This is a genomic window from Streptomyces sp. NPDC005551 (assembly GCF_042871785.1).
Classification (GTDB): domain Bacteria; phylum Actinomycetota; class Actinomycetes; order Streptomycetales; family Streptomycetaceae; genus Streptomyces.
Map to the genome: position 1 here is coordinate 663692 of NZ_JBIAJE010000001.1, position 23064 is coordinate 686755.

24 protein-coding genes and 1 pseudogene are annotated in these 23064 nt (G+C 68.9%); 17 read left to right on the forward strand and 8 right to left on the reverse strand.

What is annotated here, in order from left to right:
• Positions 1-29: 29 nt before the first annotated feature.
• From ACFYP4_RS02925 to ACFYP4_RS02960, 8 genes are all read left to right on the forward strand, one after another.
• Complete coding sequence (locus tag ACFYP4_RS02925) at positions 30-1010, forward strand: hypothetical protein (RefSeq protein WP_388782212.1); 981 nt, start codon at positions 30-32, stop codon at positions 1008-1010.
• A gap of 103 nt (positions 1011-1113) precedes the next feature.
• Positions 1114-1401: a hypothetical protein gene (locus tag ACFYP4_RS02930; RefSeq protein ID WP_388782215.1), complete on the forward strand. Its 288-nt coding sequence runs from the start codon at positions 1114-1116 to the stop codon at positions 1399-1401.
• Positions 1401-1892, forward strand: a complete 492-nt coding sequence (locus ACFYP4_RS02935) for a hypothetical protein (protein WP_388782218.1) — start codon at positions 1401-1403, stop codon at positions 1890-1892. The genes ACFYP4_RS02930 and ACFYP4_RS02935 overlap by 1 nt, the downstream gene beginning before the upstream one ends.
• The gene (locus tag ACFYP4_RS02940) at positions 1892-3409 is read left to right on the forward strand and encodes a hypothetical protein (RefSeq protein WP_388782221.1); all 1518 of its coding nucleotides are present in this window, start codon (positions 1892-1894) and stop codon (positions 3407-3409) included. Before ACFYP4_RS02935 ends, ACFYP4_RS02940 begins: the two co-directional genes overlap by 1 nt.
• A 240-nt stretch (positions 3410-3649) precedes the next feature.
• Positions 3650-3886: a hypothetical protein gene (locus ACFYP4_RS02945; protein ID WP_388782224.1), complete on the forward strand. Its 237-nt coding sequence runs from the start codon at positions 3650-3652 to the stop codon at positions 3884-3886.
• A gap of 10 nt (positions 3887-3896) precedes the next feature.
• On the forward strand, positions 3897-4316 hold the full coding sequence (locus ACFYP4_RS02950) for a hypothetical protein (RefSeq protein ID WP_388782227.1): 420 nt from the start codon (positions 3897-3899) through the stop codon (positions 4314-4316).
• A gap of 86 nt (positions 4317-4402) precedes the next feature.
• Positions 4403-4759, forward strand: a complete 357-nt coding sequence (locus ACFYP4_RS02955) for a hypothetical protein (protein WP_388782231.1) — start codon at positions 4403-4405, stop codon at positions 4757-4759.
• Positions 4759-5340: a hypothetical protein gene (locus tag ACFYP4_RS02960; RefSeq protein WP_388782234.1), complete on the forward strand. Its 582-nt coding sequence runs from the start codon at positions 4759-4761 to the stop codon at positions 5338-5340. Before ACFYP4_RS02955 ends, ACFYP4_RS02960 begins: the two co-directional genes overlap by 1 nt.
• Before the next feature lie 51 nt (positions 5341-5391).
• Here ACFYP4_RS02960 and ACFYP4_RS02965 read toward each other — a convergent pair whose 3' ends face one another.
• From ACFYP4_RS02965 to ACFYP4_RS02975, 3 genes are read right to left on the reverse strand one after another with little or no spacing between them, the layout of a single operon-like run.
• Complete coding sequence (locus tag ACFYP4_RS02965) at positions 5392-5640, reverse strand: hypothetical protein (protein WP_388782237.1); 249 nt, start codon at positions 5638-5640, stop codon at positions 5392-5394.
• Positions 5640-5792 (reverse strand): hypothetical protein, encoded by a 153-nt coding sequence (locus tag ACFYP4_RS02970; RefSeq protein WP_388782239.1) that lies wholly within the window; start codon positions 5790-5792, stop codon positions 5640-5642. Before ACFYP4_RS02970 ends, ACFYP4_RS02965 begins: the two co-directional genes overlap by 1 nt.
• The gene (locus tag ACFYP4_RS02975) at positions 5789-6349 is read right to left on the reverse strand and encodes a hypothetical protein (RefSeq protein WP_388782242.1); all 561 of its coding nucleotides are present in this window, start codon (positions 6347-6349) and stop codon (positions 5789-5791) included. The genes ACFYP4_RS02970 and ACFYP4_RS02975 overlap by 4 nt, the downstream gene beginning before the upstream one ends.
• Positions 6350-6434: 85 nt before the next feature.
• Between ACFYP4_RS02975 and ACFYP4_RS02980 the strand changes: the two genes are divergently transcribed.
• Positions 6435-6602, forward strand: a complete 168-nt coding sequence (locus ACFYP4_RS02980; protein WP_388782245.1) for a hypothetical protein — start codon at positions 6435-6437, stop codon at positions 6600-6602.
• Here ACFYP4_RS02980 and ACFYP4_RS02985 read toward each other — a convergent pair.
• Positions 6572-8203, reverse strand: coding sequence for a recombinase family protein (locus ACFYP4_RS02985; protein WP_388782247.1), 1632 nt, complete (start codon positions 8201-8203; stop codon positions 6572-6574). The two genes, ACFYP4_RS02980 and ACFYP4_RS02985, sit on opposite strands and share 31 nt — an antisense overlap.
• A 66-nt stretch (positions 8204-8269) precedes the next feature.
• Here ACFYP4_RS02985 and ACFYP4_RS02990 point away from each other — a divergent pair.
• Both ACFYP4_RS02990 and ACFYP4_RS02995 read left to right on the forward strand, forming a co-directional pair.
• Positions 8270-8869 (forward strand): annotated as a pseudogene (locus ACFYP4_RS02990) (thiamine pyrophosphate-dependent enzyme); the annotation flags it as partial.
• 447 nt (positions 8870-9316) lie between these two features.
• The gene (locus ACFYP4_RS02995) at positions 9317-9799 is read left to right on the forward strand and encodes an ATP-binding protein (RefSeq protein WP_388782248.1); all 483 of its coding nucleotides are present in this window, start codon (positions 9317-9319) and stop codon (positions 9797-9799) included.
• Positions 9800-9854: 55 nt separating this feature from the next.
• On the opposite strand, the gene ACFYP4_RS03000 is transcribed toward ACFYP4_RS02995, so the two are convergent.
• Both ACFYP4_RS03000 and ACFYP4_RS03005 read right to left on the reverse strand, forming a co-directional pair.
• A complete protein-coding gene (locus ACFYP4_RS03000) occupies positions 9855-10889 on the reverse strand; it encodes a DUF2637 domain-containing protein (RefSeq protein WP_358855436.1) in 1035 nt (344 codons plus the stop codon).
• Between the two features lie 327 nt (positions 10890-11216).
• Positions 11217-12095: a (2Fe-2S)-binding protein gene (locus ACFYP4_RS03005; RefSeq protein WP_388782250.1), complete on the reverse strand. Its 879-nt coding sequence runs from the start codon at positions 12093-12095 to the stop codon at positions 11217-11219.
• 156 nt (positions 12096-12251) lie between these two features.
• Between ACFYP4_RS03005 and ACFYP4_RS03010 the strand changes: the two genes are divergently transcribed.
• The gene (locus tag ACFYP4_RS03010; RefSeq protein ID WP_388782252.1) at positions 12252-13088 is read left to right on the forward strand and encodes a GntR family transcriptional regulator; all 837 of its coding nucleotides are present in this window, start codon (positions 12252-12254) and stop codon (positions 13086-13088) included.
• A 39-nt stretch (positions 13089-13127) separates the two neighbouring features.
• Here ACFYP4_RS03010 and ACFYP4_RS03015 read toward each other — a convergent pair whose 3' ends face one another.
• Complete coding sequence (locus ACFYP4_RS03015) at positions 13128-13901, reverse strand: hypothetical protein (RefSeq protein WP_358855433.1); 774 nt, start codon at positions 13899-13901, stop codon at positions 13128-13130.
• Positions 13902-14050: 149 nt separating this feature from the next.
• Positions 14051-15724 (reverse strand): PucR family transcriptional regulator, encoded by a 1674-nt coding sequence (locus ACFYP4_RS03020; protein ID WP_388782255.1) that lies wholly within the window; start codon positions 15722-15724, stop codon positions 14051-14053.
• 410 nt (positions 15725-16134) lie between these two features.
• Between ACFYP4_RS03020 and ACFYP4_RS03025 the strand changes: the two genes are divergently transcribed.
• From ACFYP4_RS03025 to ACFYP4_RS03045, 5 genes are all read left to right on the forward strand, one after another.
• Positions 16135-17034, forward strand: coding sequence for a xanthine dehydrogenase family protein subunit M (locus ACFYP4_RS03025; protein ID WP_358855431.1), 900 nt, complete (start codon positions 16135-16137; stop codon positions 17032-17034).
• Positions 17034-17636 carry a (2Fe-2S)-binding protein gene (locus tag ACFYP4_RS03030; protein WP_388782258.1) on the forward strand — a complete coding sequence of 201 codons (603 nt, stop codon included), beginning with the start codon at positions 17034-17036 and terminating at the stop codon, positions 17634-17636. The genes ACFYP4_RS03025 and ACFYP4_RS03030 overlap by 1 nt, the downstream gene beginning before the upstream one ends.
• A 2-nt stretch (positions 17637-17638) precedes the next feature.
• A complete protein-coding gene (locus tag ACFYP4_RS03035; protein ID WP_388782261.1) occupies positions 17639-20023 on the forward strand; it encodes a xanthine dehydrogenase family protein molybdopterin-binding subunit in 2385 nt (794 codons plus the stop codon).
• Between the two features lie 226 nt (positions 20024-20249).
• Complete coding sequence (locus tag ACFYP4_RS03040) at positions 20250-21704, forward strand: NCS2 family permease (RefSeq protein ID WP_388782263.1); 1455 nt, start codon at positions 20250-20252, stop codon at positions 21702-21704.
• Positions 21705-21737: 33 nt separating this feature from the next.
• Complete coding sequence (locus ACFYP4_RS03045) at positions 21738-22889, forward strand: XdhC family protein (protein WP_388782266.1); 1152 nt, start codon at positions 21738-21740, stop codon at positions 22887-22889.
• Positions 22890-23064: the final 175 nt, after the last annotated feature.

Below are 23064 nucleotides of genomic sequence, written 5' to 3' on the forward strand. Positions count from 1 at the left end.
ATCCTCACTGCCCCAGATAAACTCGGGACATGGCTAACGAAACGTATCTCGAAGAGCTGGCCGAGCAGCTGGCAAAGACCGAGATACCCGAATTCCACGGCGCCTCCGGCTACTTCTCGAAGCCGCAACCGAACCTCGACCCCGCCATATTCGAAGGCGAGACCGTCAAGTTCGAGGTGAGCGAGCACATCATCCGCACGCTCCTCAATTTCTGGCACAAGCGCGGCTACCACCACGCTTCCGCCTGGACAACCATCTGGCTCGCCGGATCCGGCGTCTCCTACCAGTGGGCAGGCGACCGAGGCAACGGCGACCTCGACGTCCTCATGGGAATCGACTGGCCCCTCTTCTACACCTGCAACCCGCAGTGGGGCCAGACGGGTATCGAGCAGGTCACCAAGCACATCGACGACGAACTCCGCACACACCTCTGGCCTCGCACCGCCCACACTGATTTCGGGGGCAAGGAGTTCGAGGTCACCTACTTCGTCAACCTCGACGCCACAGACATCCGAGACATCCTCCCGTACGCCGCGTACGAACTCACCAGCACCAGGTGGACGGTCAGGCCCTCGCACGACACCGCATACGACCATCCGGAAGAGCCCCAGTGGCTTCCCTACGCACGGGTGGACCTGGAAGCCGCAATGACGGCCCGCACCAGCATCCGAGCCATCCTGAGCGACCTGCCCCACCTTGACGGCTCCTACCGGGTGACGGCACTTAACCGCCTGGCCTCCGCCGTGCAGTACGCCGTCGGCATGATGACCGACATCCACGGCAACCGGCGCAAGGCGTTCACCAAGCCCCTCGGCAAGGGCTACTGGGACTTCAACAACTGGCGCTGGCAGAAAGCCAAGCAGACCGGCGTCGTGAAGGTGCTGGGTGCCATCGAGCACGCGCACACCAAAGCCATCGAGGCGGCCGAGGAAGCCACCTACTCCGCCCAACTCGCCAGCGCAGACGAGCTCGTCATCCGCGCGGCCATGGCCTACCGGGACGTGTCATGAACTGCTGCCTCTGCGAAGACAACGCATGCATCGACATATCACCTGACGGCCGCTACTGGGAAGCCTGCTGTCACTGTGGAGGAAGCACCCCGGAGGACGCAGAATGACGCACCTCGACGAGGTCTATCGGGAACGAGCACAACTCGTCGCCTTCATTGCGCACCTCTTCCCCTCGTACATGACCCTCTCGCTGGACCTCGACCAGCCTGACTGGTGGACCGTCTTCATCTACGCCGGGACCAAGCAGCTCTCCTGGCACATAGCTCCGGGCGACGTCGAGCTCTTCAGCCACGTCCGCAAGGTCCACCCCAATGCGCCCTTCGTTCAGTGGGACGGCCACACCACACCGGAGAAGTACCAGCGCATGCAGGACTACATCAGGGTCGCGTGATGAGAACCGTAGTGATGAACCTCAGCGGCGTCCTCCGTCCCGCAGCACACCCGGACGGAGTCGACGACATAGGCCGCGCCATTTACCAGTCCCTCGTGCAAAAGTTCCGCGTCGTGCTCCTGGACACGGACGCCCGTGCAGACACCGAACACTGGCTCGGCGTACACGGCATTTCCGGCTACGTGAGGGCCTATACCCCCCCAGCCGATTTCGCGCCCAGGACAGTAGCAGAAGGCCGACTGCGCCTCCTTGCCGCCATTCGCGCATCCGACGGCGCCGATCTCGTCATCGAATCCGACCCTGTCTGCGCCGCCGAGGAAATCCGCGCCGGGTACACCGTGATGCTCTACGGCAAGCCCGAATACGCCCTCGACATCTGGGACCCCGACCACCCCAAGGAAGCCCGCCCCTGGGACACCATCGTGGACGAAATCGAGCGCCAGCGAACCATGAAGGCCCTGGACTCACGACTCAAGGAGACTGACGACTGATGGAGATGTACTACGGAGGCGGCGAGATCAACGCCTTCGGGGAACTCCTCGAATCCTGCGGCGTCAACACCATCGCCGTCTCATTCATGGGACTACGCAGGCGCATCAAGCACCTCGACAAGGTCAACCTCGCAGACCGTTTCTCCGACGGCACAAGGATCCTGCTGGACTCCGGCTGCCACACCATCAACAATGCACCCGACAAGCAGTACAGCGACGACGAACTCAAGCAGATCGCTGACGAGTACTACACCTTCGTGGAACGCAACATCGGCAACATCGAGGCATATACCGAGTTCGACGCACTCCAGCTCGGCCGCGAATGGATCCGAAACCGGACCCGGACACTGAAGCAGATCACCGTCTGGCACGAAGAAGACGGCATAGACGAACTCAAGAACGTCCTCAGTCGCCAGCCACGCGTTGCCGTCACCGGAACGTCGCTCGGAGACCGAGACCTCACCCCACTCCTGAACAAAGCCGTGCAGGAACTGGGAACAGAGCTCTACGGCCTCGGCATGACCAAGCCCGAGCAGATGGCCGAGATCTCCTGGACCGGCGTCAGCTCAACAAGCTGGCTCTCCCCGGTGAAGTTCCGCGACATCATCGTCTGGAACGGCCGCGAGCTCAAGCGCTACCCGAAGAAGAACCGCGAGTCGGGCAAGAAGCGACACCGCACCCTCTTCCACCAGATCGGCATCGACAACGACCGTATCGAGGACGACGACAACAACGAGCTCCTCAAGCTGAGCATCTGGTCGTGGCGCCAGCAGGTCGCCAGCATCAACGGGGAGCCCCTCGACCCGAAGATAGCTGATATACCACTAGACACCCCACTTTCCGCAAACGCGGAAAAGGGTGCTGAGGGTGTTGTTAACTACGGCCGGAGCGCGCAGAACACAGAGCTCAACATCAGCGCCCCGACGGCCCGCCCCAAGCGCCTCATCCCGGGCATGGAAGTCGAGGAGAAGCAGGAACCCTACTTCACCGAAACCGGCGACCGGCGAACCCGCACCCTCAACCTCGTCCGCACGAACTCCGACAGCATCCTCCAATGCACCGGCTGCTACCTCGCAGGAAAATGCCCCGCGTTCGACCCCGGGTCCGCCTGCGTCTATGACATCCCCGTCGAGATCCGCACCAAGGACCAGCTGGCGGCCGTGGAGTCCGCGATCCTGGAAATGCAGGTCAGGCGGGTCATGCTCATGCACCTAGCCGAGCAGGTAGACGGCGGATACGCCGACCCCAACCTCTCCCAGGAGATCGACCGCGCCAACCGCATGATCAAGAACAAGCGCGAAGGCGACGCCGAAGGGTTCTCACTCACCATCAAGGCCAACCAGTCCGCAGCCTCCAACCAGGCAGGAGCTGGAGTCCTTTCCCGTTTGTTCGGCCGCGACGAGAGCCAGCCAGCACGCGAGCTCCCCGCCGCCATACCCCCCAAGTCCGTCGCCGAACAACTCGGCATAGTCGACGCTGAAGTCATCGAAGAAGTAAGGCGGGACGATGCCGCGTAGTAACTATTTCAAGGCCCACACCGTCGTCAACGACGGTGTCATGCAAGAACAGGTCTGCCGCGCCTGCCGAGGATCCGGCGAAGACCCCCGCACCCCCGACGCAGACTGCATCGACTGCTGGGGAGAAGGCACCCTTTCCCTCGCCCAAGACGACTAGTTACACAGAAGAGCTTGACGGCCACGAGACCACGCTGAGAATCTAGTTAGCAACATTCCTCGGATGAGTAATCGGAGCACCTCGTGGCCATCGCCAGCCCCCTCGCCAGCTACCGGCAGCAGGACCGCCGTGAAGCAGCCGATGTACGGCTCGCAGCGATTCGCGAAGAGGTCGACCAGCTCACCCGAGCATGGGAAGCACGCAACCCCAGCGCCGACCCCGAGGAACTGCGCGTGCTCCGCGAGCGTCTCCAGGGGGCACGGGGGCAAGTCAAGGTCTGGACGCGGTACATCAAGAACGGCTGCCCAAGAGGGCGCTGAAGGGGTGGGGATGAAGAGAATCCTTGGGGCGCTGGCTGCGGCTGGCGCCCTCGCTGCTGCACTCACCGGGTGTGGAACCAGCGAAGCCGCCGACGTCCCACCAGAGCCGGGGCAGGCGAAAGCGGGGGAGTGGTGCTACGCCGACGACTGGATCGACAGAGCCAGCTACGTCTACGGCTACTGGCAGGGCAACAGCCCACGCAGCCCAGAGGACGTTGAGGAAGCCATGCGCTACGGACACCGCCTCCGAGGCGCCTACCAAGACGACATAGAGGCCGGGAAGCTCCCCGCCGGAATCGACGACGACCTCAAGGCCTGGGTCCTCAACCTCGCCTACATCCAGCAGCAAAGCCCCATCGGCGCCGACAACAACAACAGCTTGGGCCTCATGGACAGCTACATCGACGAGGTCCATGCCGCCTGCACGTAAGTCCTGTAAAGAACATCAGCCCCAGGGGTGACATACCGCCTGGGGCGTCTTACTCTCTGCGCATGGTACGAAGGTCAACTAGGGGCATGAAGCCCCGCGTAAGGTTCGCTCCCGTCGAAGCCGTCTCGGAGTACGTCGCCGAAGTCTCCGGCCAAGCACTCGCCTGCCGAGACCAGGGACACACCTGGCGCGTCTACGACATCGATGGCGACAGCGACAGCGGCTTCACCCGCTACTACCGCTGCGCATGCAAGGCCCTGCTTGAACAAGGCCTCGACGCCGACGGCCTCATCGTCAGCCGCCGGATCAAATACCCCAAGGGCTACCAGATGCCCGCTGGCACAGGACGCCTCTCCCGAGAGGGGCGCGGCACCATCCGTCTTGCCAGCGCACAGTCCGATCTGCGAGCCATCATGATGCGCCGCCAGAAGCGGGCCAGCTGATGGCACGAGAACTCATCGATACCTGCGACCCGTGCGGCCAGCTCGGCGTTGCTGGGATGCCCGCAGAGCGAAGCATCATGCTCGCCATCGACGGGCCACCGAAGCGCTTCGAGCTCTGCACCGTCCACCTGCATCAGTTGGCCCCGTGGGCGCAGCTGTACCAAGAGTGCGGCGTCGATGAATCCCTCAAGCCGAAGAAGCGGGGACCTAGCCGTCAGGAGGTGACCGACCGAGAGGACGACACACAGGCACAGCTCGAACTCACGGCAGCCGAACCGGCTCCCGCGAAGAAACCTGCGGCGGACAAGGCCGAGGACCACATCATGGTTTCCTGCAACCTTGACCATGCCAACGGACAACCCGCCGTCGTGCAGTACCGAAGCCGCAACAGCCACGCAAAGGAAGCACACGACGGGGCCAAGGTCTGGGAGATCGAATGGAGTGACCTCTCCGGCACACTCACCCACGCCTGCACTACACATGCCGAGTGCGCAAAGGTCAAGCTCGCCTTCCCCTCTGCCACCTCGCTCAGCCGCCACATCCGCATGTGCCCCCTGGAGAAGCTGCCAGAAGCAGACTGACCCCAGAAACACGAAAAGCCCCCGACCAACCGGCCGGGGGCTTCGTGCTGTTCACGCCTTGTGCTCCAAGAACTTGCGTCCCCTCTTGGACTCCGCCACCTGCTGCTCAATCAGGTCGGCCATCAAGTCCACGGAGCTAACCCGCTGCCCACTCATGTGCACCACGCCTGCTTCCATCCCACGAAGCAGTTCGGCATCCAAGCGGCGGGCAGCGTTGACGACGGCCATGATCCGGCCGATGGGTATACCCCGCTGCTTGATGTACGAAATCGCGGCGTCGAGGTCTGCCTGAGCGCTCATCAGATCTGCTCCGGTTCCATGACCTGTCCCTTGAGGCCCTCGAAACCGGGGGCCTCCCTGATGCGGTTCATGAGATGCTGAAGGAGGATCTCCTCCTCGTCGTCCTCGCCGGGCAGCTCGACATGTACGGGGATCACGAAGTGGCGGCTCATTCGCTGTCCTCCCTTTCTGCCTTGAGGGCCGTTGCCATACGGACCATGGCCGTAGCCACCGGACCGTCAAGCACTGTGTATCCGTGCGGTGGTTGCGGCGGAGTCTCACGGTACTGAAGAGCGCCCCGCTCCAGAAGCTCGAAAGTGACACCAAGGATCATGCGGTATTCACGGCGCCCAGGGATGTCCTTGAAGCGAGGAGTGGAGGCCCCAACCATCCTTCGGCGACGCAGTTCCTCGGCTTGATCCTTGGGAGGCGTATAGCCCTCGTGCCGGAAGTAAATGCCGAGCGCTTCACCCCCAATGGGAACGATGTTGAGGATCTCGTCACGTTTGAAGGTGACGTCCTCCATGAATCGGTCGGCGAGGTAGGACAGGAACGCTCCAGGGTGTCCGGATTGCCAGACCTCTTGCGAGATCTTCCACGGAACGAGGCGAAGGACACCCGACGCGGGCCGATAGATGACCCCCACCTCCGGCGGCTCGTCCCACTTCTCTCGGCGTGCCAAAGCAGCCTTTAGGACCCGGTCGAGGTTTTCCTTGTCAACGGTCACCATGCTCCTAACAGATTTTCCGGGGTGGTGGATAGGGTCACCCTAGACCTTCAACTCGGGCTAGGGGAGTGCAATGGAGTCCCAGGATATGGCAGAGGTTGTGCCTCTGTTCGGAGAGCCGAAGGTGTCAGCGGCCGAGCAGGAGTGCTGGGACGGCTTCTGGTCCGTCCTCGGCCGGGCCGCCCACCGTATCTGGCAGGAGGAAGGCGACCCAGCCAAGTTGGATCAGGCGGCGATGTCCAAGGAAGCAGCCTGAGCACGAGCATCCCACTTCGGGATTATCTCGATGCGTGCACGACCACCCTTGCCTTCAGCCTTGAAGACCTTGATGTGGTCGACGACCGTCTTGAGCGCATTGCGCTTCTCGTGGTCCGTCATCTTTGGCCACAGCTCCGACAGCTTCAGCAACGCCTGCTTATTCGGAACCCGGTTGCTGGAGATGGACTCGTTAAGAAGATCGATCTGCGACTCCAGGATCTCCTTGTCCGCGTTCAGCTCTTCCTTCTTGTCGGTGTAGGTCTCCGCGTCAATGATGTCCGCCAAGTAGGAGTCCGTGAGCTTACCGAGCTTCTGCTTGACCTTCTTCAGTTCCAGTTCCTTCATCGCTAGCCGCGCCTCTGCGCTGTCAGCCGCAGCAGCGCGTTCCAGCGCGATCTCACCCATTTCGCTCGCCTTGGCCTTGTCCTCAACCCACTCCTGGACCAGCCGCTCGGCCTTGTCGAGAGAAATCGCGGCGCCCGTGCATGAGCGGTTCACCACATTCGGGCACCGCATCACCTTCCGGTAGCCCTTGGCCCTCGTGCGCATCAAGGACGCGGCAACCATCTTCGTATGGCAGAGGCTGCCGTCCAAGCGCCGCCCCTGGCACCGCAGGAAACCGGAGACGGCGTATTTCGGTGCGCGGTCGTGCCCGCCCTTTGACTTGCGCCGCTTCTGCTTGTATGCCTCCCAGACGTCCATGGGAATGAGCGGCTTCTGCTTGCCCTCGTTCCAGACGTCGAAGGATTCCGGCTTGTTGTTCCTCGGCATGGACTCACGAAGTTCCTGACTGCGGGACCTGAGGAGCCCAGCGGCGAAACCGGTGTCGAGAACCCCGAGCAACGTGGTGGCCGTAAAGCACTTCCCTTCCAGGGTCCGGATTCCCTGCGCCGTCCAGTCCTTCGCAATGGCGGCAGCGGACTCCTCCGTGTACAGCACGCCGGACTGCTCATCCTTCATGCCCAGGTACCGGTAATAGGCGGCACGGTATGCGCTCTTCACCTTGGGATCCGGCTGGAGGACGCCCTGACAGGTGGCACAGCGAACATAGGCGCGAGGGTTGTCCTCGTTGCGGTGACAGTCAGGGCAGCGGATGTAGCCGAAGCGCTCCCGGCCGGTATGGGGGCGACCGCCATTTCGGCGCCGCGTGTGGGTTTCTTTCCACCCATCGCCGATCATGTTCGTCTGGAGTTCGGCGATCAAGAGCATTTGGTCACGCCCGAATTTGCCGGACGTCGTCTTGGTGTCAAAGTGCTGGGTGGAAGAGAGCAGCTCGCCTCCTGCCTCTTCGAGGAGGCGGATGTGCTTCTTAGACAGCTCGATGTTCCGACCGAAGCGAGACCATTGCCAGATGATGACGCAGTCGGCCTCGCCTGCCTCGACTCTGTCAATAATCCTCATGACCTTACGTTTGGCGAACTCCCGGCCAGTCAGGTCAAGGTCATAGACCACATCAACGATCAGGATACCGTTGGTCTTGGCGTAGGCCTCGTTCGCAGCCAGCTGCTGCTCTGGGCTGAATCCCTCGTCCTTTTCCTGCGAGACGCGGATATAGATGATTGCGCGTCGCTGTTGTCGGGGGAGAGTTCTGCGTGACATGCGTTCTCCAGTTCCTGTTGCATCCAACGCTAGGTCGAATGCGGAGGATGTTGTTAACGCATGCTCGTCGACACCGGCATGTGCAACGTGTGGGCGGCACGCTACATCTCGCCCAACGGCCGCCGCCGGGTCATCGGCTCCTTCTCGCACGGCTCGATGGCGAACGCCCTGCCGATGGCGATCGGCGCCCAGTTCACCGACCGCGGCCGCCAGGTCGTCTCGATGTCCGGCGACGGCGGATTCACCATGCTGATGGGCGACTTCCTCACCCTCGTCCAGTACGACCTGCCGGTGAAGGTCGTCCTCTTCAACAACTCCTCGCTGGGCATGGTGGAGTTGGAGATGCTGGTCGCCGGGCTGCCCGCGCACGGCACGGCGAACACGAACCCGGACTTCGCCGCCGTGGCCCGGGCCTGCGGGGCCTACGGGGTCCGCGTGGAGAAGCCCAAGCAGCTCGCGGGCGCCCTCAAGGACGCCTTCCGGCACAAGGGGCCCGCGCTCGTCGACGTCGTCACCGATCCCAACGCCCTGTCGATTCCACCGAAGATCAAAGCCGAGATGGTCACGGGATTCGCCCTGTCCGCCTCGAAGATCGTCCTCGACGGCGGCGTGGGCCGTATGGTGCAGATGGCCCGCTCCAACCTGCGCAACGTCCCGAGGCCCTGAACGCCTCCACGTCGTCTACGACTCGATCAGCAGACGTGCGTCGGCAGTCGGGGCGATGCCGGGTGGTCCGCGCGTCAACGGGGAGCGTCGGCGTGAGGGGGTGCCGAACCGGCTGCCCGTCCGGCGCGTCCACTGCGCGGACGCGCCGGTTCATCGGCCGTCGGCGGCCGGTCCGCCCCGGGAGGCCGGTGCACAGGACCGCGCAAATGGTGCGGAAAGCGCGTCAGTTGCCTCGTCCGCGCGGACCAGCGGCGGGACCCGCCGGCCTCGCCGCTGCGGACGGCTCCGCCCCGGGGCGGCACTCGTCCGGTGACGCGCCGGGAACCCGCCGGTGTCCGGCAGGTGATTGCCGGTCCGGGATGACTGCCGCCGTCCGGGGGAGGGCATGGATCCCCGTGAACGTGTTCGAGCAGGAAGGAAACCGACATCGGCGTGCAAGCGGGGGCCATGAAGAGGCAGGTACGTGCGGGTGGTCCGGTGACACGGGGGACATCCGCGGCGAGAACAGTGGAGGAGACGGTCGACGACGGTCCGCGGAAGCCGGGAGCGGCGCAGCTCCGGCGCAGGCTGGGACGCGGAGACCTACGGGCGGTGCCGGAGGTCCGCAGAGCACTGAGGGAGCTGTTACGGCACTGGGGGAGACCGGGACACTCGGAGACGGCGGAGCTGCTGACCAGCGAGCTCGTGACCAACGCCCTGATCCACACCGAACATGACGCGCTGCTGACCGCCACCGTCTCACCGCACGCCCTGCGCGTGGAGGTACGGGACTTCGTGGGGCGCAGGCCACGGCTGGGGGTACCGATCGCCGACGACGGTACGCACGGCCGGGGCCTCGTGCTCGTGCAGTCCCTGGCCGACGCCTGGGGCGTCCGGGTGCACGGCGTGGGCAAGGTGGTGTGGTTCGAACTGGAGGAGGGCGCGGCATGACCTCATGCCGCGCCCCCCTCCACCGACGTCTCCGGCCCGGTGGGCCGGACACGTCCTAACCGAACTGCTGCTCCAGGTCCTTCAGCTTGCGCTCCAGGGAGTCGAGCCGCGGCAGGCCCATGGTGTCGTCCTCCGCGGTGAGGTCGATGACCGGGTCGGCGGCGCCGCGGACCGGTTCCAGGGAGGCGCGGGAGCGCGCGGGCAGTTGCTCCGACGCCGATATGGCAGGCTCCGACGAGGAGGGGGCGGGAGCCCTCTCCACGGTCGTCTCCACCTGCCGGCTGCCGCGGCCGACCAGGCCGCGGTGGCCGCGGCTGAGCGCCTTGAGGTGCGCCCGCTCGACCCGCTCCTGCTCCCGCCTGCGCAGCCGGTTCTGCTCCTTCTGGCGCCGGTCCTCGCGCACCTCGTCCACGGCCTCGTCCAGCGTCCGGACGTTCTCCAGCAGCATCAGCGACCAGGCGCTGTACGTCTCGCGGGGAGCGCGCAGCCAGCGGACCATGCGGATCTGCGGCAGCGGACGCGGAACCAGGCCCTGCTCCCGCAGAGCGGCGCGACGCGTCTGCTTCAGCGCGCGGTCGAACAGCACCGCCGCCGACAGGGACATGCCGGCGAAGAAGTGCGGTGCGCCCGCGTGGTCGATGCCCCGGGGCGCGTGGACCCAGTTGAACCAGGCGGCCGCGCCCGCGAACGTCCACACGAGTATGCGCGAGCCGAGTGCCGCGTCACCGTGGCTGGCCTCGCGCACCGCGAGCACGGAACAGAACATGGCCGCACCGTCCAGGCCGAACGGGACCAGGTACTCCCAGCCGCCGGAGAGGCCGAGGTTCTGCTCGCCGAAGCCCACGAGTCCGTGGAAGGAGAGAGCCGCGGCGACCGCGGCGCAGCAGAACAGCAGCACGTAGGAGGCGGAGCCGTATATGGCCTCCTTGCGCCTGCGGCGCTCCTCACTGCGCTCCCACGAGTCGTCCGCGCGCGTCGCTTTCTCCCCCGCCCGCTTGCCGCGCGCGAGCACCGCCACCGCCGCCAGCATGCCCAGGAGCAGGACGGCGCCCGGAAGCAGCCAGTTCAGCGATATGTCGGTCAGTCTCATCAGGGTCCCTTGCATTGGGATAGGGCGTATCGCCCGCCATAGTGGCCCAATCCCGTCGGCCCTCAGGGGGGTTTCGGGGCAAGAGGCCGCCAAGGGGGTGCAAGGGCTTGCGCAGGGCGGCATTTTGCTCGAACTGCCGCGCGAGGGACGGGAGTTGAGTACGAACAAGACTACCCGTACGGGTGGTTCCACGGAAAGTTCCCGCGGCCGGTGAGGAAGTTGTGAACTGCTCGTGATCCGCGGGGACTCCGGCACGCGTCCGCAGCCGGATGCTCCCGGTGCGAGTCGATCTTAGAGGACACCCGCCCGCCGGCGTCCTCCGGGGCCCTAACCCGTCGCCGTCGCGGTCAACTTGGCGACGCGGTCCGTGTCGCAGGTGCGCGGGCAGGTGAGGCAGGTGTCCTCGGGGCCCAGCGTGTAGAAGAGGCAGCAGCTCGCCCGGTCCCGGGTGGGCAGGGGTTCCCCGTCCGGTCCTGTCAGTTCCCGGAACGCCGCGGATCCGGCGTACGGCTTCGTCGTCCCCGGCAGCAGCCGCTCCAGCTCGCGCATCGCCCGCCGCTCCTCGCCGAGGAGGTGGGCCACGTACCAGAGCCCCTCGACGATCTCGTCGGTCGCCATGCCCCACAGGGCACGCCCGCGCCGCCGCATCCGCGGCCCGAACCCGCCGAGGACCGGTTCCAGGTGCTCGGCGACGGCGGCCCGCACCTCGGCCTCCAGCGCCGCCTCGTCCGGTACGACGCGGGCGCCGGGCAGTGTGGCCGCGGGGTCGTCCGGCAGGCAGGCGAACTCCCCGACCCGCACCGCCATGCGGCCGAGGGTGCGCTGGTACGTGACGTGCTCCACAGGCAGACGCGGGACCCGGCGCAGCAGGAACCATGGCACGGTGATCAGCAGGCAGGCGGGCCAGGCGTAGCGGTGGAGTCCGAAGCTCGCCACGACGTCGGGGCGGGCCCGCTGTCCGTAGTCCCGGAGCACCTGCTCCTCGTCCCACACGAGGAAGGCGTCCAGATCGGCCCCGCCCTCGGCCAGCCGGGCGGCGGACACCCAGCCGGCGCCCCGGGGAGCCGCCTCCGCGAGCCCGAGTTCGTCGACCGCCAGCCCGGGGAACACCTCGGTCAGCCGGGCGTACGCGTCCGCGACGGCCGAGGGGACCAGGGGTGCGGCGACGCCGCGCGAGGTGTCTGCGGCCGGGGCGGAGAGGGGCATCGAGGACCACCACTTCGGGATCGTTTGAAGGTAAGGCTTACCTTACTCGGATTGGCCGAGGTGTGAACCGGGGGCCCGTGCGCCTATGGTGCTTGACGGACAGGTGACAACCACCGCAATGACCCCCAAGTACCACCAAGCCCGCAAGGAGGACCCGTGGAGCAGGCCGGCCCGCGCGACGTGCCCCGCCCCACGGGTCCCGAGACCCCGAAGACCCCCGCCGCGGCCGTGCGCGTCCCGCCGCAGCCGCGGCCGGCCGGCCGGGACCGGCGCGACGCCGCGGGCCACCACCCGGGCCGCACGGGCGCGGTCCGCGGGGAGCACACACACGGCGAGCCCCCGGTCCCGCGGGCCCGCACCGACGGGCGGCGGCTCGTCGAGCGCTCTTCCGTGCGCGGACAGATCCTCGACGCGCTGCGCACGGCGCTGGTCGCCGGCGAACTCGAACCCGGCGAGGTGTACTCGGCGCCCGTCCTGGGCGAGCGGTTCGGGGTCTCGGCGACGCCCGTCCGCGAGGCGATGCAGCAGCTCGCCGTCGAGGGCGCTGTCGAGGTCGTGCCGAACCGGGGCTTCCGGGTCGTCGAGCGGTGCGCCCGCGAACTGGCGGAACTCGCCGAGGTGCGGGCCCTGATCGAGGTCCCGGTGATGCTGCGCCTCGCCCGCACGGTACCCGCGGCCCACTGGGCCGAACTGCGTCCGCTGGCCGAGGCGACGGCGCGCGCCGCCTCCACCGGAGACCGCGCGAGCTACGCCGAGTACGACCGCGCCTTCCACCGCGCAGTCCTGGCCCTCGCGGGCAACGAGCAGCTGCTGCGGATCGCCGACGACCTCCACCGCCGCGCCCAGTGGCCCCTGGCCGGCGGTCCCGTCTCCCGCGGCCGCGCCGACCTCGTGGCCGACGCGGCCGAGCACACGGCCCTGCTGGACGCGCTGACCGCACAGGACCTGGCCGTGGTCCAGTCACTGGTGCGAGAGCACTTCACCGGCGCGTAGGTAGCCACCCGCCCGGCGCCAGGGGCGGGTCCGGCGGCGTCAGGCCGTCGCCGCCGGCGGGGCCAACTGATGCGCCAGCCACGTGGGTACGCCGCCCAGGAGCCGGAACAGCCGGGCGGCCTCCGCGCGCAGCCGGGACGCCTCCGGTTCGGCCTCGGCGGTCGCGAGGGACACCAGCGCCGGAGCCGTACCGACGAGGTAGCCCAACTCCTCGCGGATGCGCAGGGATTCCGCGAAGCCGTGCCGGGCCTCCGCCAACTCGCCGTCACGCAGGGCGAGTCCCGCGAGGTGGCGCCAGGTGAAGGAGAGCAGCAGCGGGTCGTCCTGGGCGGTGGCCCCGGCGTGGGCGCGGCGGTAGGCGGCGCGCGCCGACTGCGGGGAGCGGGCGAGGTTCTCGGCGAGCAGCCCGCGCCGGAAGTCGAGCAGCGCCCGCCCCGGGGCGCCCGGCGCGATCAGTGCCGCCGCCCGGCCGAGCGCGGCCCGCGCCTCGTCGGCCCGGTCCCGGACCCCGAGCAGGGTGGACGCGTACGCCAGCTGGCCGCGCTCGCAGGCCGCCGCGCCCCGCTCGTCGTCGCTCCGGGCCTGCGCCTCCGCCGTGCGCAGCGCGTCCTCCGCCTCGGCCCATCCGTGCTCGGTGTACAGGCACCGCTCGACGAGCAGGGAAGCTCTCTGCAGCGACGCCGCCGCGGAGTGCGGTTCCACCAGTGCGGCCGCGTCGGCCCAGCAGGCGCGCGAGCGCAGCCGCCACACCGCGGTCTGGAGCGGATCGTCCCCCGCAGTCGTTCCGGAACCGGACATGGCGGGATGCGCCACGTTGCCCTCCCCGAGCACACCGTTGAGCTGTTGAGTGGGGGCATCTCAGCACGGATTCCGGGGCCCGGCCAAGGGGGCGGGTGAAGGATTTCACAAAGTCGCGGGGTGGCGGCGGCCCCTCGTGCCGCCCGGGGCGGGGGCCAGCGACCTCAGCTCATGCGCAGCGCCAGGAAGAAATCGAGCTTGTCCTCCAGGCGCGACAGGTCCCGGCCCGTCAACTGCTCGATGCGGCCCACCCGGTAGCGCAGCGTGTTGACGTGCAGGTGCAGCCGGTTGGCGCAGCGGGTCCAGGAGCCGTCGCAGTCGAGGAAGGCCTCCAGGGTGGGGATGAGCTCGGCACGGTGCCGCCGGTCGTAGTCGCGCAGCGGGTCCAGGAGCCGGGCGGTGAACGCGCGGCGCACGTCGTCCGGCACGAACGGCAGCAGCAGGACGTGGGACGCCAGCTCCTGGTGTCCGGCCGCGCAGACCCGCCCCGGGCGCGCCGCCGCCACCCGCCGCGCGTGCCGGGCCTCCTCCAGCGCGCCGCGCAGCCCCTCCGCGGAGTGCACGGCGGCACTGACGCCGAGGGTGAGCCGCCCGTCGTCGTCCAGCCCGGCCGACAGCGGCCTCCGTACGGCCTCCAGGAGGGAGTCGGCGAGCAGCCCCGACTCGGAGCCGTCGTGCTCGGCCGACACCGCCGGGAGGGGGACGAGCGCGATGGCCTCGCCACCCGTATGGGCGACCGCGATGCGGTCGGAGTGCTCGGGGCCCGTCGAGAGCGGGTCGACGAGGATCTCCTCCAGCAGCGACTGGGCGACCGGCCCCCCGTCGACGGCGCCGCCGTCCCATTCGACCCGGGCCACCACGACCTGCCAGTGCGGGGCGGCGCCGAGCCCCGGCAGCAGCACCGGCGCGGCGACCCGCAGCCGCGCCGCGATCTCGGCGGGCGCGGCACCCGTCTGGACCAGCTCCAGGACCTCCTGGGCGAGCCGCCTGCGCACGGTGCGCGCCGCGTCGCGCCGGTCGCGCTCGACGGCGATCAGCTGGGTGACGCCCTGGAGCAGGTCGAGCCGCTCCGCGGGCCAGTCCCCGGCGTCCGCCTCGACCGCGAGCAGCCAGTCGGACAGCACCGTCTCGCGCACGTCCCGGGAGGCGGACGCGGAGCGGCCGGACGAGCGGACCGGGAACAGCGAGTACGTCGCGGGGCCCACCGTTACCCGGTGCGGTCCCCGGCGGCCGGTACGGACCGCCGCCAGGTGCTCGGCGGCCAGCCGGGCGCACACCTCGGCGGACAGCCCGGGGCCGTTGCGTTCGGCGCCCGCGACGGGCCGGCCCGCGGGGGAGAGCACCCAGGCCCGCAGGTCCAGGTCGGATCCGAGCAGGTCGAGGACCACGTCGGGGCCGCCGCCCGCGGGGCCGGACGTCATCATCCGCCGGTGCCGGTCCACGACGGCGGCCAGGTCACCGGCGCGCTCGCCCGACACCTGCCGTACGACGTGCTCGGTGATCGTCGCGAAGGCCACCGACTCGTTGACGGCGAACAGCGGCAGGCGGTGGCGGGCGCAGGCCAGGACCAGGTCGTCGGGGATGTCGCCCAGCTCCGCCTCGCCCGCGGCCAGCGCGGCGACGCCGGCGCCCGCGAGGATGCGCACGAAGGGCTCGGAGTCCTCGGCGTCGTGCCGCCAGGCGAGCCCCGTGAGGACCAGTTCGCCGCCCGAGAGATAGCGGCTGGGGTCCTTGAGGTCCGTGGTCATCACACCGCGCACGGTGCGGTCCAGTTCGCCCTCGCCGCCGAGCAGCCGCAGGCCCAGCGCGTCGGTGTCCAGCAGTGCGCGCAGCCGCATGTCTCGTCGCCGCCGTTCTTTGTCTAGAAATCTACGATGGATCCGGGGTGGGGGATCCCCGGACGCGGTTTCCCGGCTGGTGACGGGCGGCCCGCCGGCCCCCGTGGCCGGTCGCCCGGGCTCTCCGAGGCCCTGGGCTGGGCTTTCGCGAGCCGGGCTCCCGTTTCCCCCCGCCGTGCCGGATGTTTCCCGGGGAAAGCGAAGAGGTTACTGATGACCTCTGTTCATACGAATCTACAAGATGTGCGCGCTGGCCAGCCAACTCCTTCATGGTTTCGGTGACTGACCCCGGTGGAGCACGGAGCGGTGTACTGGCCTCGATCCGCGTTAACAGCAGATGAACGAGCCGGGCCCGCCGCACACGATCTGGCTTGATCAGAACGCCCACGATACGAAGAAGAGAGCCACTCATGGACTTCCTTCGCCCCGCCAGCTGGGAGGAGGCGCTCGCCGCCAAGGCCGAGCACCCCACGGCTGTGCCGATTGCGGGTGGCACCGATGTGATGGTCGAGATCAACTTCGACCACCGGCGGCCCGAGTACCTCCTTGACCTGAACCGCATCGGCGAGCTGAGCGAGTGGGAGGTCGGCGCGGACAGCGTGCGTCTGGGCGCCTCCGTCCCCTACACCAGGATCATGGAGCACCTGCGCGGCGAACTGCCGGGCCTTGCCCTCGCCTCCCACACGGTGGCCTCCCCGCAGATCCGCAACCGCGGCGGAGTCGGCGGCAACCTCGGCACCGCCTCCCCGGCCGGCGACGCGCACCCCGCTCTCCTCGCGGCCGGCGCCGAGGTCGAGGCCGAGTCGGTCCGCGGCTCCCGCCTGATCCCGATCGACGAGTTCTACACCGGCGTGAAGCGCAACGCACTCGCCCCCGACGAGCTGATCAGGGCCGTCCGCGTCAAGAAGGCCGACGGACCGCAGCAGTACTCCAAGGTCGGCACCCGCAACGCCATGGTCATCGCCGTCTGTGCCTTCGGCCTCGCGCTGCACCCCGAGACCCGCACGGTCCGCACCGGCATCGGCTCCGCCGCGCCCACCCCGGTCCGCGCCAGGGCCGCCGAGGACTTCCTGAACGCGGCGCTCGACGAGGGCGGATTCTGGGACAACGGAAAGATCATCACCCCCTCGGTCGCCAAGCAGTTCGCGGACCTGTGCTCCGCCGCCTGCAACCCGATCGACGACGTCCGGGGCACGGCGAGCTACCGCCGCCACGCGGTGGGCGTCATGGCCCGCCGCACGCTGACCTGGACCTGGCAGTCGTACCGCGGCACTGACGGCCGGACACATCAGAAGGGGAGTGTCGCGTAATGCGCGTCAATTTCACGGTCAACGGCCGTCCGCAGGAAGCCGACGACGTATGGGAGGGCGAGAGCCTGCTGTACGTCCTGCGCGAACGCCTCGGACTGCCCGGCTCCAAGAACGCCTGCGAGCAGGGCGAGTGCGGCTCCTGCACGGTGCGCCTCGACGGCGTACCGGTGTGTTCCTGTCTGGTCGCCGCAGGCCAGGTCGAGGGCCGCGAGGTCGTCACCGTCGAAGGGCTCGCCGACTCCGCCAAGCAGCGGGCGGAGCGCGGCGGTTGCGCCTCCGGCGCCTGCGGCACCGCGGACGGGCGGGGGACTTCACTCGACGCCGCGAAGGGATGGGACGCCCAGGGCCAGGACTCGCACACCGGCGAGGGCACCGAACTCTCCCCGATCCAGCAGGCGTTCATCGACGCCGGCGCCGTCCAGTGCGGCTTCTGCACCCCGGGGCTGCTGGTCGCGGCCGACGAGATGCTGGAGCACAACCCGACCCCGACCGACGCGGACATCCGCGAGGCGCTCTCGGGAAACCTGTGCCGCTGCACCGGCTACGAGAAGATCATGGACGCGGTCCGCCTTGCGGCCGCCCGGCAGTCCGAGGCGGTCTGACCATGGGAACCACGGGTACACCCACCAACCTCACCCAGCGCTCCGGGACCAAGGGCGGCATCGGCGAGTCCACGCTCCGCCCCGACGGCACCCTCAAGGTCACCGGTGAGTTCGCCTACTCGTCCGACATGTGGCACGAGGACATGCTCTGGGGCCAGATCCTGCGCTCCACGGTCGCCCACGCCGAGATCGTCTCCATCGACACCGGCGAGGCCCTCGCGACACCCGGCGTCTACGCCGTCATGACGTACGACGACCTGCCGACCGACGTGAGGAACTACGGCCTGGAGATCCAGGACACCCCGGTCCTCGCCCACGGCAGGGTCCGCCACCACGGTGAGCCGGTCGCGATCGTCGCCGCCGACCACCCCGAGACCGCCCGCCGCGCCGCCGCCAAGATCAAGGTGGAGTACCGGGAACTGCCGGTCATCACGGACGAGGCGTCCGCCACCGCGCCCGACGCGATCCTCCTCCACGAGGGCCGCGACGACCACCACATCGGCCACGTCCCGCACCCCAACATCGTGCACCGCCAGCCGATCGTGCGCGGCAACGCCGACGAGGCCGCCGAGAAGGCCGACTTCATCGTCAGGGGCGAGTACACCTTCGGCATGCAGGACCAGGCCTTCCTCGGCCCGGAGTCCGGACTCGCCGTGCCCGCCGAGGACGGCGGCGTCGACCTCTACATCGCCACCCAGTGGCTGCACTCCGACCTGCGCCAGATCGCGCCGGTCCTCGGCCTGCCCGAGGACAAGGTCCGCATGACGCTCTCCGGCGTCGGCGGCGCCTTCGGCGGCCGCGAGGACCTGTCCATGCAGATCCACGCCTGCCTGCTCGCGCTGCGCACCGGCAAGCCGGTCAAGATCGTCTACAACCGGTTCGAGTCCTTCTTCGGGCACGTCCACCGCCACCCCGCCAAGCTCTCCTACGAGCACGGGGCGACCAAGGACGGCAAGCTCACGCACATGAAGTGCCGGATCGTGCTGGACGGCGGCGCGTACGCCTCGGCCTCCCCGGCGGTCGTCGGCAACGCGTCCTCACTCAGCGTCGGGCCGTACGTCGTCGAGGACGTCGACATCGAGGCGATCGCCCTCTACACCAACAACCCGCCGTGCGGCGCCATGCGCGGCTTCGGCGCCGTCCAGGCGTGCTTCGCGTACGAGGCCCAGATGGACAGGCTCGCCGACGAGGTGGGCATGGACCGGGTCGCCTTCCGGCAGCTCAACGCCATGGAACAGGGCACCCTCCTGCCGACCGGACAGCCCGTGGACTCACCCGCCCCGGTCGCCGAACTCCTGCGCCGCGTCAAGGCGATGCCGCTGCCGCCCGAGCGCCAGTGGGAGAGCTCCGAGGGTGCCGACGTGCGCCAGCTGCCCGGCGGCCTGTCCAACACCACGCACGGCGAGGGCGTCGTCCGCGGCGTCGGCTACGCGGTCGGCATCAAGAACGTCGGCTTCTCCGAAGGGTTCGACGACTACTCGACCGCCAAGGTGCGCATGGAGGTCGTCGGCGGCGAACCCGTCGCGACCGTGCACACCGCGATGGCCGAGGTCGGCCAGGGCGGTGTCACCGTCCACGCGCAGATCGCCCGCACCGAACTCGGCGTCACCCAGGTGACCATCGCGCCGGCCGACACGCAGGTCGGCAGCGCCGGCTCCACGTCCGCGTCCCGCCAGACCTACGTCACCGGCGGCGCCGTAAAGAACTCCTGCGAGCTCGTCCGCGAGAAGGTCCTGGAGCTGGGCCGGCGCAAGTTCGGCTCCTACCACCCGGCCTGGGCGACGGCCGAACTGCTCCTGGAGGGCGGCAAGGTCGTCACCGACGGCGGCGAGGTCCTGGCCGGCCTGGCGGACGTCCTGGAGGGCGAGTCCGTGGAGGTCGAGGCCGAGTGGCGGCACCGTCCGACCGAGGCCTTCGACCTGCGCACCGGACAGGGCAACGGCCACGTCCAGTACTCCTTCGCCGCGCACCGCGCCGTGGTCGAGGTGGACACCGAACTCGGCCTGGTCAAGGTCATCGAGCTGGCCTGCGCCCAGGACGTCGGCAAGGCGCTCAACCCGCTGTCCGTCATCGGCCAGATCCAGGGCGGCACCACCCAGGGCCTGGGCGTGGCGGTCATGGAAGAGATCATCGTCGACCCCAAGACCGCCAAGGTCAGGAACCCGTCCTTCACGGACTACCTGATCCCCACCATCCTCGACACGCCGACCATCCCGGTCGACGTGCTCGAACTCGCCGACGACCACGCCCCCTACGGGCTCCGTGGCATCGGCGAGGCCCCGACCCTGTCGTCCACCCCGGCCGTCCTCGCGGCGATCCGGAACGCCACGGGCCTGGAGCTCAACCGGACGCCGGTACGCCCCGAGCACCTCACCGGCACCGCCTAGAACCCTCCGGGCGGCGCACGGAACGTCACAACTCCGCGCCGCCCGGAGTACTCAAGCACCGCACCGCTCACGGAACTTGAAGCAGCACCCCAGCAGGTCCAGCAGTCGTGTTCCCTCCGTTCGCCTCGGGCCGTCCCCCGGGTCGTGCAGCCGAAGCACCTTCCCAAATCCCGCAGCCAGTCAGGGCTTTCGCGGGTGCCCCTGTGAACCTTGGGAGTCAGGCATCATGACCCAGCAGTCCCTGGAGCCGAAGACCGCGGAGGACGCGGGCACGGGTACCCGTGTCCCGGCCGGCCGGTCCTGGCTCGATCGGTACTTCCACATATCCCAGCGGGGATCGTCGGTCGCGCGCGAAGTGCGCGGCGGAGTCACCACCTTCATGGCGATGGCGTACATCCTGCTGCTCAACCCGCTCATCCTGTCCGGCAAGGACGCCGCGGGGAACATGCTCGGCCAGCAGCCGCTGATCACCGCGACGGCGTTCGCGGCGGCCTTGACCACCCTGCTGATGGGCTTCTTCGGCAAGGTGCCGCTGGCCCTCGCCGCGGGCCTCTCGGTCTCCGGCGTGCTCTCCTCGCAGGTCGCCCCGGAGATGACCTGGCCGCAGGCCATGGGCATGTGCGTGATGTACGGCGTCGTCATCATGCTCCTGGTCGTCACCGGGCTACGCCAGATGATCATGAATGCGATCCCGCTGGCGCTCAAGCACGCGATCACCATGGGCATCGGCCTGTTCGTCGCGCTGATCGGCTTCTACAAGGCCGGATTCGTGCAGCAGGGCAAGGCCACGCCCGTCAGCCTCGGCCCGGCCGGTGAACTCGCCGGCTGGCCGGTGCTGCTCTTCGCGGTCACCCTGCTGATGATCTTCATGCTGCAGGCCCGGGGGGTGCCCGGCGCGATCCTGATCGGCATCGTCAGCGGCACCGTGCTCGCCGTCGTCCTCAACGCCCTCGACGTCATCGACCCGAAGCAGTGGGCGAGCGGTGCCCCCGAACTGCACGGCAGCGCCGTCTCGATGCCGGACTTCTCGCTCTTCGGCGACGTCGAGTTCGGCGGCTGGGGCGAAGTCGGCGCGATGACGGTCGGCATGATCGTCTTCACGCTCGTGCTCGCCGGGTTCTTCGACGCGATGGCCACCATCATCGGCGTCGGCACGGAGGCCAAGCTCGCCGACGCGCAGGGCCGGATGCCGGGCCTGTCCAGGGCACTGTTCATCGACGGTGCCGGCGGCGCCGTCGGCGGTCTCGCCGGAGCCTCCGGGCAGACGGTGTTCGTCGAGTCCGCGACCGGGGTCGGCGAGGGCGCCCGGACCGGCCTGTCCTCCGTCGTCACCGGACTGTTCTTCGCGGCCTGCCTGTTCTTCACCCCGCTCACCGCGATCGTCCCCGGCGAGGTGGCCGCCGCCGCGCTCGTCGTCATCGGCGCCATGATGATGATGAACGCCCGGCACGTCGACTGGTCCGACCGGGCCACGGCGATCCCGGTCTTCCTGACCGTGGTGGTCATGCCGTTCACGTACTCCATCACCGCGGGCGTCGCGGCCGGAGTCATCAGCTACACCGCCATCAAGATCGCGCAGGGCAGGGCCCGGGAGATCGGGGCATTCATGTGGGGGCTGGCGGCGATCTTCCTCGTCTTCTTCGCCCTCAACCCGATCGAGAGCTGGATGGGCGTCCACTGACGCCCTCCCCGTAACCGCTGAGGAGACCGAGACATGCTGGACATCGCCGAAGAGCTCCACCGGTGGGTCGAGCAGGGACGCGACTTCGCCGTGGCCACCGTGGTGGCCGTCGGCGGCAGCGCGCCCCGCCTGCCCGGCGCCGCCCTCGCGGTGGACACCGACGGCACGGCGATCGGCTCGGTCTCCGGCGGCTGCGTGGAGGGCGCGGTCTACGAGCTGTGCCGGCAGGCGCTCCAGGACGGCGAGACCGTCCTGGAGCGGTTCGGCTACAGCGACGAGGACGCGTTCGCCGTCGGACTGACCTGCGGCGGCGTCATCGACATCCTCGTGACTCCGGTCCGGGCGGCGGACCCCGTCCGGCCGGTCCTCGCGACCGCGCTGGCAGCCGCCGCCCGTGGGGAGGCGGCGGCGGTCGCGCGGATCGTCGGGGGCCCGGGCGAGCTGCTGGGACGCGCACTCCTCGTCCGGCCCGACGGCTCCTGGGAGGGCGGCTTCGGCGCCCGTCCCGAACTGGACCGCACCGTCGTCGCCGAGGCCGGGGCCCTCCTCGACGCGGGCCGCACCGGCACGATCGGGATCGGCGAGCAGGGCTCGCGCTGCGGAGCACCGCTCACGGTTCTCGTCGAGTCGTCGGTCCCGCCGCCGCGGATGATCGTCTTCGGTGCGATCGACTTCGCCTCGGCGCTCGTCCGTATCGGCAAGTTCCTCGGCTACCGCGTGACGGTGGCCGACGCGCGCCCGGTGTTCGCGACCCGCGCGCGCTTCCCGGAGGCCGACGAGATCGTCGTCGAGTGGCCCCACCGGTACCTGGAGCGCACGGAGGTGGACTCCCGCACGGTCCTGTGCGTCCTCACCCACGACGCCAAGTTCGACGTCCCCCTGCTGAAGCTCGCCCTGCGGCTCCCGGTGGCGTACGTCGGCGCGATGGGGTCCCGCCGCACCCACCTGGACCGCAACGAGCGACTGCGTGAAGTAGGCCTCTCCGACATGGAGTTGGCGCGACTGCGCTCACCCATCGGCCTCGACCTCGGAGCGCGCACGCCCGAGGAGACGGCCCTGTCGATCGCCGCGGAGATCGTCGCGCACCGGCGCGGCGGCAGCGGGGTCCCGCTGACCGGCGCGCACACGCCGATCCACCACGACGGAACGCCGCCGAGGACCGACCGGATCGGTTCGGTGGCCTGACCGCCGAAACCGACGCCGAGCCCACCGCAGGCGACCCGCCCGCACGGAACCCGTGAAGGCGAGCCCCGTGGACACACCGGCCGACCCCACAACGGCTCTCTCCGGCAAGCGACTTGTACGTCGGACGCGGGGGCGGCAAGGTGAGGGACCGGGGGTGCGGGGGCGCCGTCGCGGG

Bases quoted from the DNA above. Each gene is read 5' to 3' on its own strand.
- ACFYP4_RS02925 (WP_388782212.1), top strand. From the start codon at position 30: ATGGCTAACGAAACGTATCTCGAAGAGCTGGCCGAGCAGCTGGCAAAG.
- ACFYP4_RS02930 (WP_388782215.1), top strand. From the start codon at position 1,114: ATGACGCACCTCGACGAGGTCTATCGGGAACGAGCACAACTCGTCGCC.
- ACFYP4_RS02935 (WP_388782218.1), top strand. From the start codon at position 1,401: ATGAGAACCGTAGTGATGAACCTCAGCGGCGTCCTCCGTCCCGCAGCA.
- ACFYP4_RS02940 (WP_388782221.1), top strand. From the start codon at position 1,892: ATGGAGATGTACTACGGAGGCGGCGAGATCAACGCCTTCGGGGAACTC.
- ACFYP4_RS02950 (WP_388782227.1), top strand. From the start codon at position 3,897: ATGAAGAGAATCCTTGGGGCGCTGGCTGCGGCTGGCGCCCTCGCTGCT.
- ACFYP4_RS02955 (WP_388782231.1), top strand. From the start codon at position 4,403: ATGAAGCCCCGCGTAAGGTTCGCTCCCGTCGAAGCCGTCTCGGAGTAC.
- ACFYP4_RS02960 (WP_388782234.1), top strand. From the start codon at position 4,759: ATGGCACGAGAACTCATCGATACCTGCGACCCGTGCGGCCAGCTCGGC.
- ACFYP4_RS02965 (WP_388782237.1), bottom strand. From the start codon at position 5,640: ATGAGCGCTCAGGCAGACCTCGACGCCGCGATTTCGTACATCAAGCAG.
- ACFYP4_RS02970 (WP_388782239.1), bottom strand. From the start codon at position 5,792: ATGAGCCGCCACTTCGTGATCCCCGTACATGTCGAGCTGCCCGGCGAG.
- ACFYP4_RS02975 (WP_388782242.1), bottom strand. From the start codon at position 6,349: ATGGTGACCGTTGACAAGGAAAACCTCGACCGGGTCCTAAAGGCTGCT.
- ACFYP4_RS02980 (WP_388782245.1), top strand. From the start codon at position 6,435: ATGGCAGAGGTTGTGCCTCTGTTCGGAGAGCCGAAGGTGTCAGCGGCC.
- ACFYP4_RS02985 (WP_388782247.1), bottom strand. From the start codon at position 8,203: ATGTCACGCAGAACTCTCCCCCGACAACAGCGACGCGCAATCATCTAT.
- ACFYP4_RS02995 (WP_388782248.1), top strand. From the start codon at position 9,317: ATGAAGAGGCAGGTACGTGCGGGTGGTCCGGTGACACGGGGGACATCC.
- ACFYP4_RS03000 (WP_358855436.1), bottom strand. From the start codon at position 10,889: ATGAGACTGACCGACATATCGCTGAACTGGCTGCTTCCGGGCGCCGTC.
- ACFYP4_RS03005 (WP_388782250.1), bottom strand. From the start codon at position 12,095: ATGCCCCTCTCCGCCCCGGCCGCAGACACCTCGCGCGGCGTCGCCGCA.
- ACFYP4_RS03020 (WP_388782255.1), bottom strand. From the start codon at position 15,724: ATGCGGCTGCGCGCACTGCTGGACACCGACGCGCTGGGCCTGCGGCTG.
- ACFYP4_RS03025 (WP_358855431.1), top strand. From the start codon at position 16,135: ATGGACTTCCTTCGCCCCGCCAGCTGGGAGGAGGCGCTCGCCGCCAAG.
- ACFYP4_RS03030 (WP_388782258.1), top strand. From the start codon at position 17,034: ATGCGCGTCAATTTCACGGTCAACGGCCGTCCGCAGGAAGCCGACGAC.
- ACFYP4_RS03035 (WP_388782261.1), top strand. From the start codon at position 17,639: ATGGGAACCACGGGTACACCCACCAACCTCACCCAGCGCTCCGGGACC.
- ACFYP4_RS03040 (WP_388782263.1), top strand. From the start codon at position 20,250: ATGACCCAGCAGTCCCTGGAGCCGAAGACCGCGGAGGACGCGGGCACG.
- ACFYP4_RS03045 (WP_388782266.1), top strand. From the start codon at position 21,738: ATGCTGGACATCGCCGAAGAGCTCCACCGGTGGGTCGAGCAGGGACGC.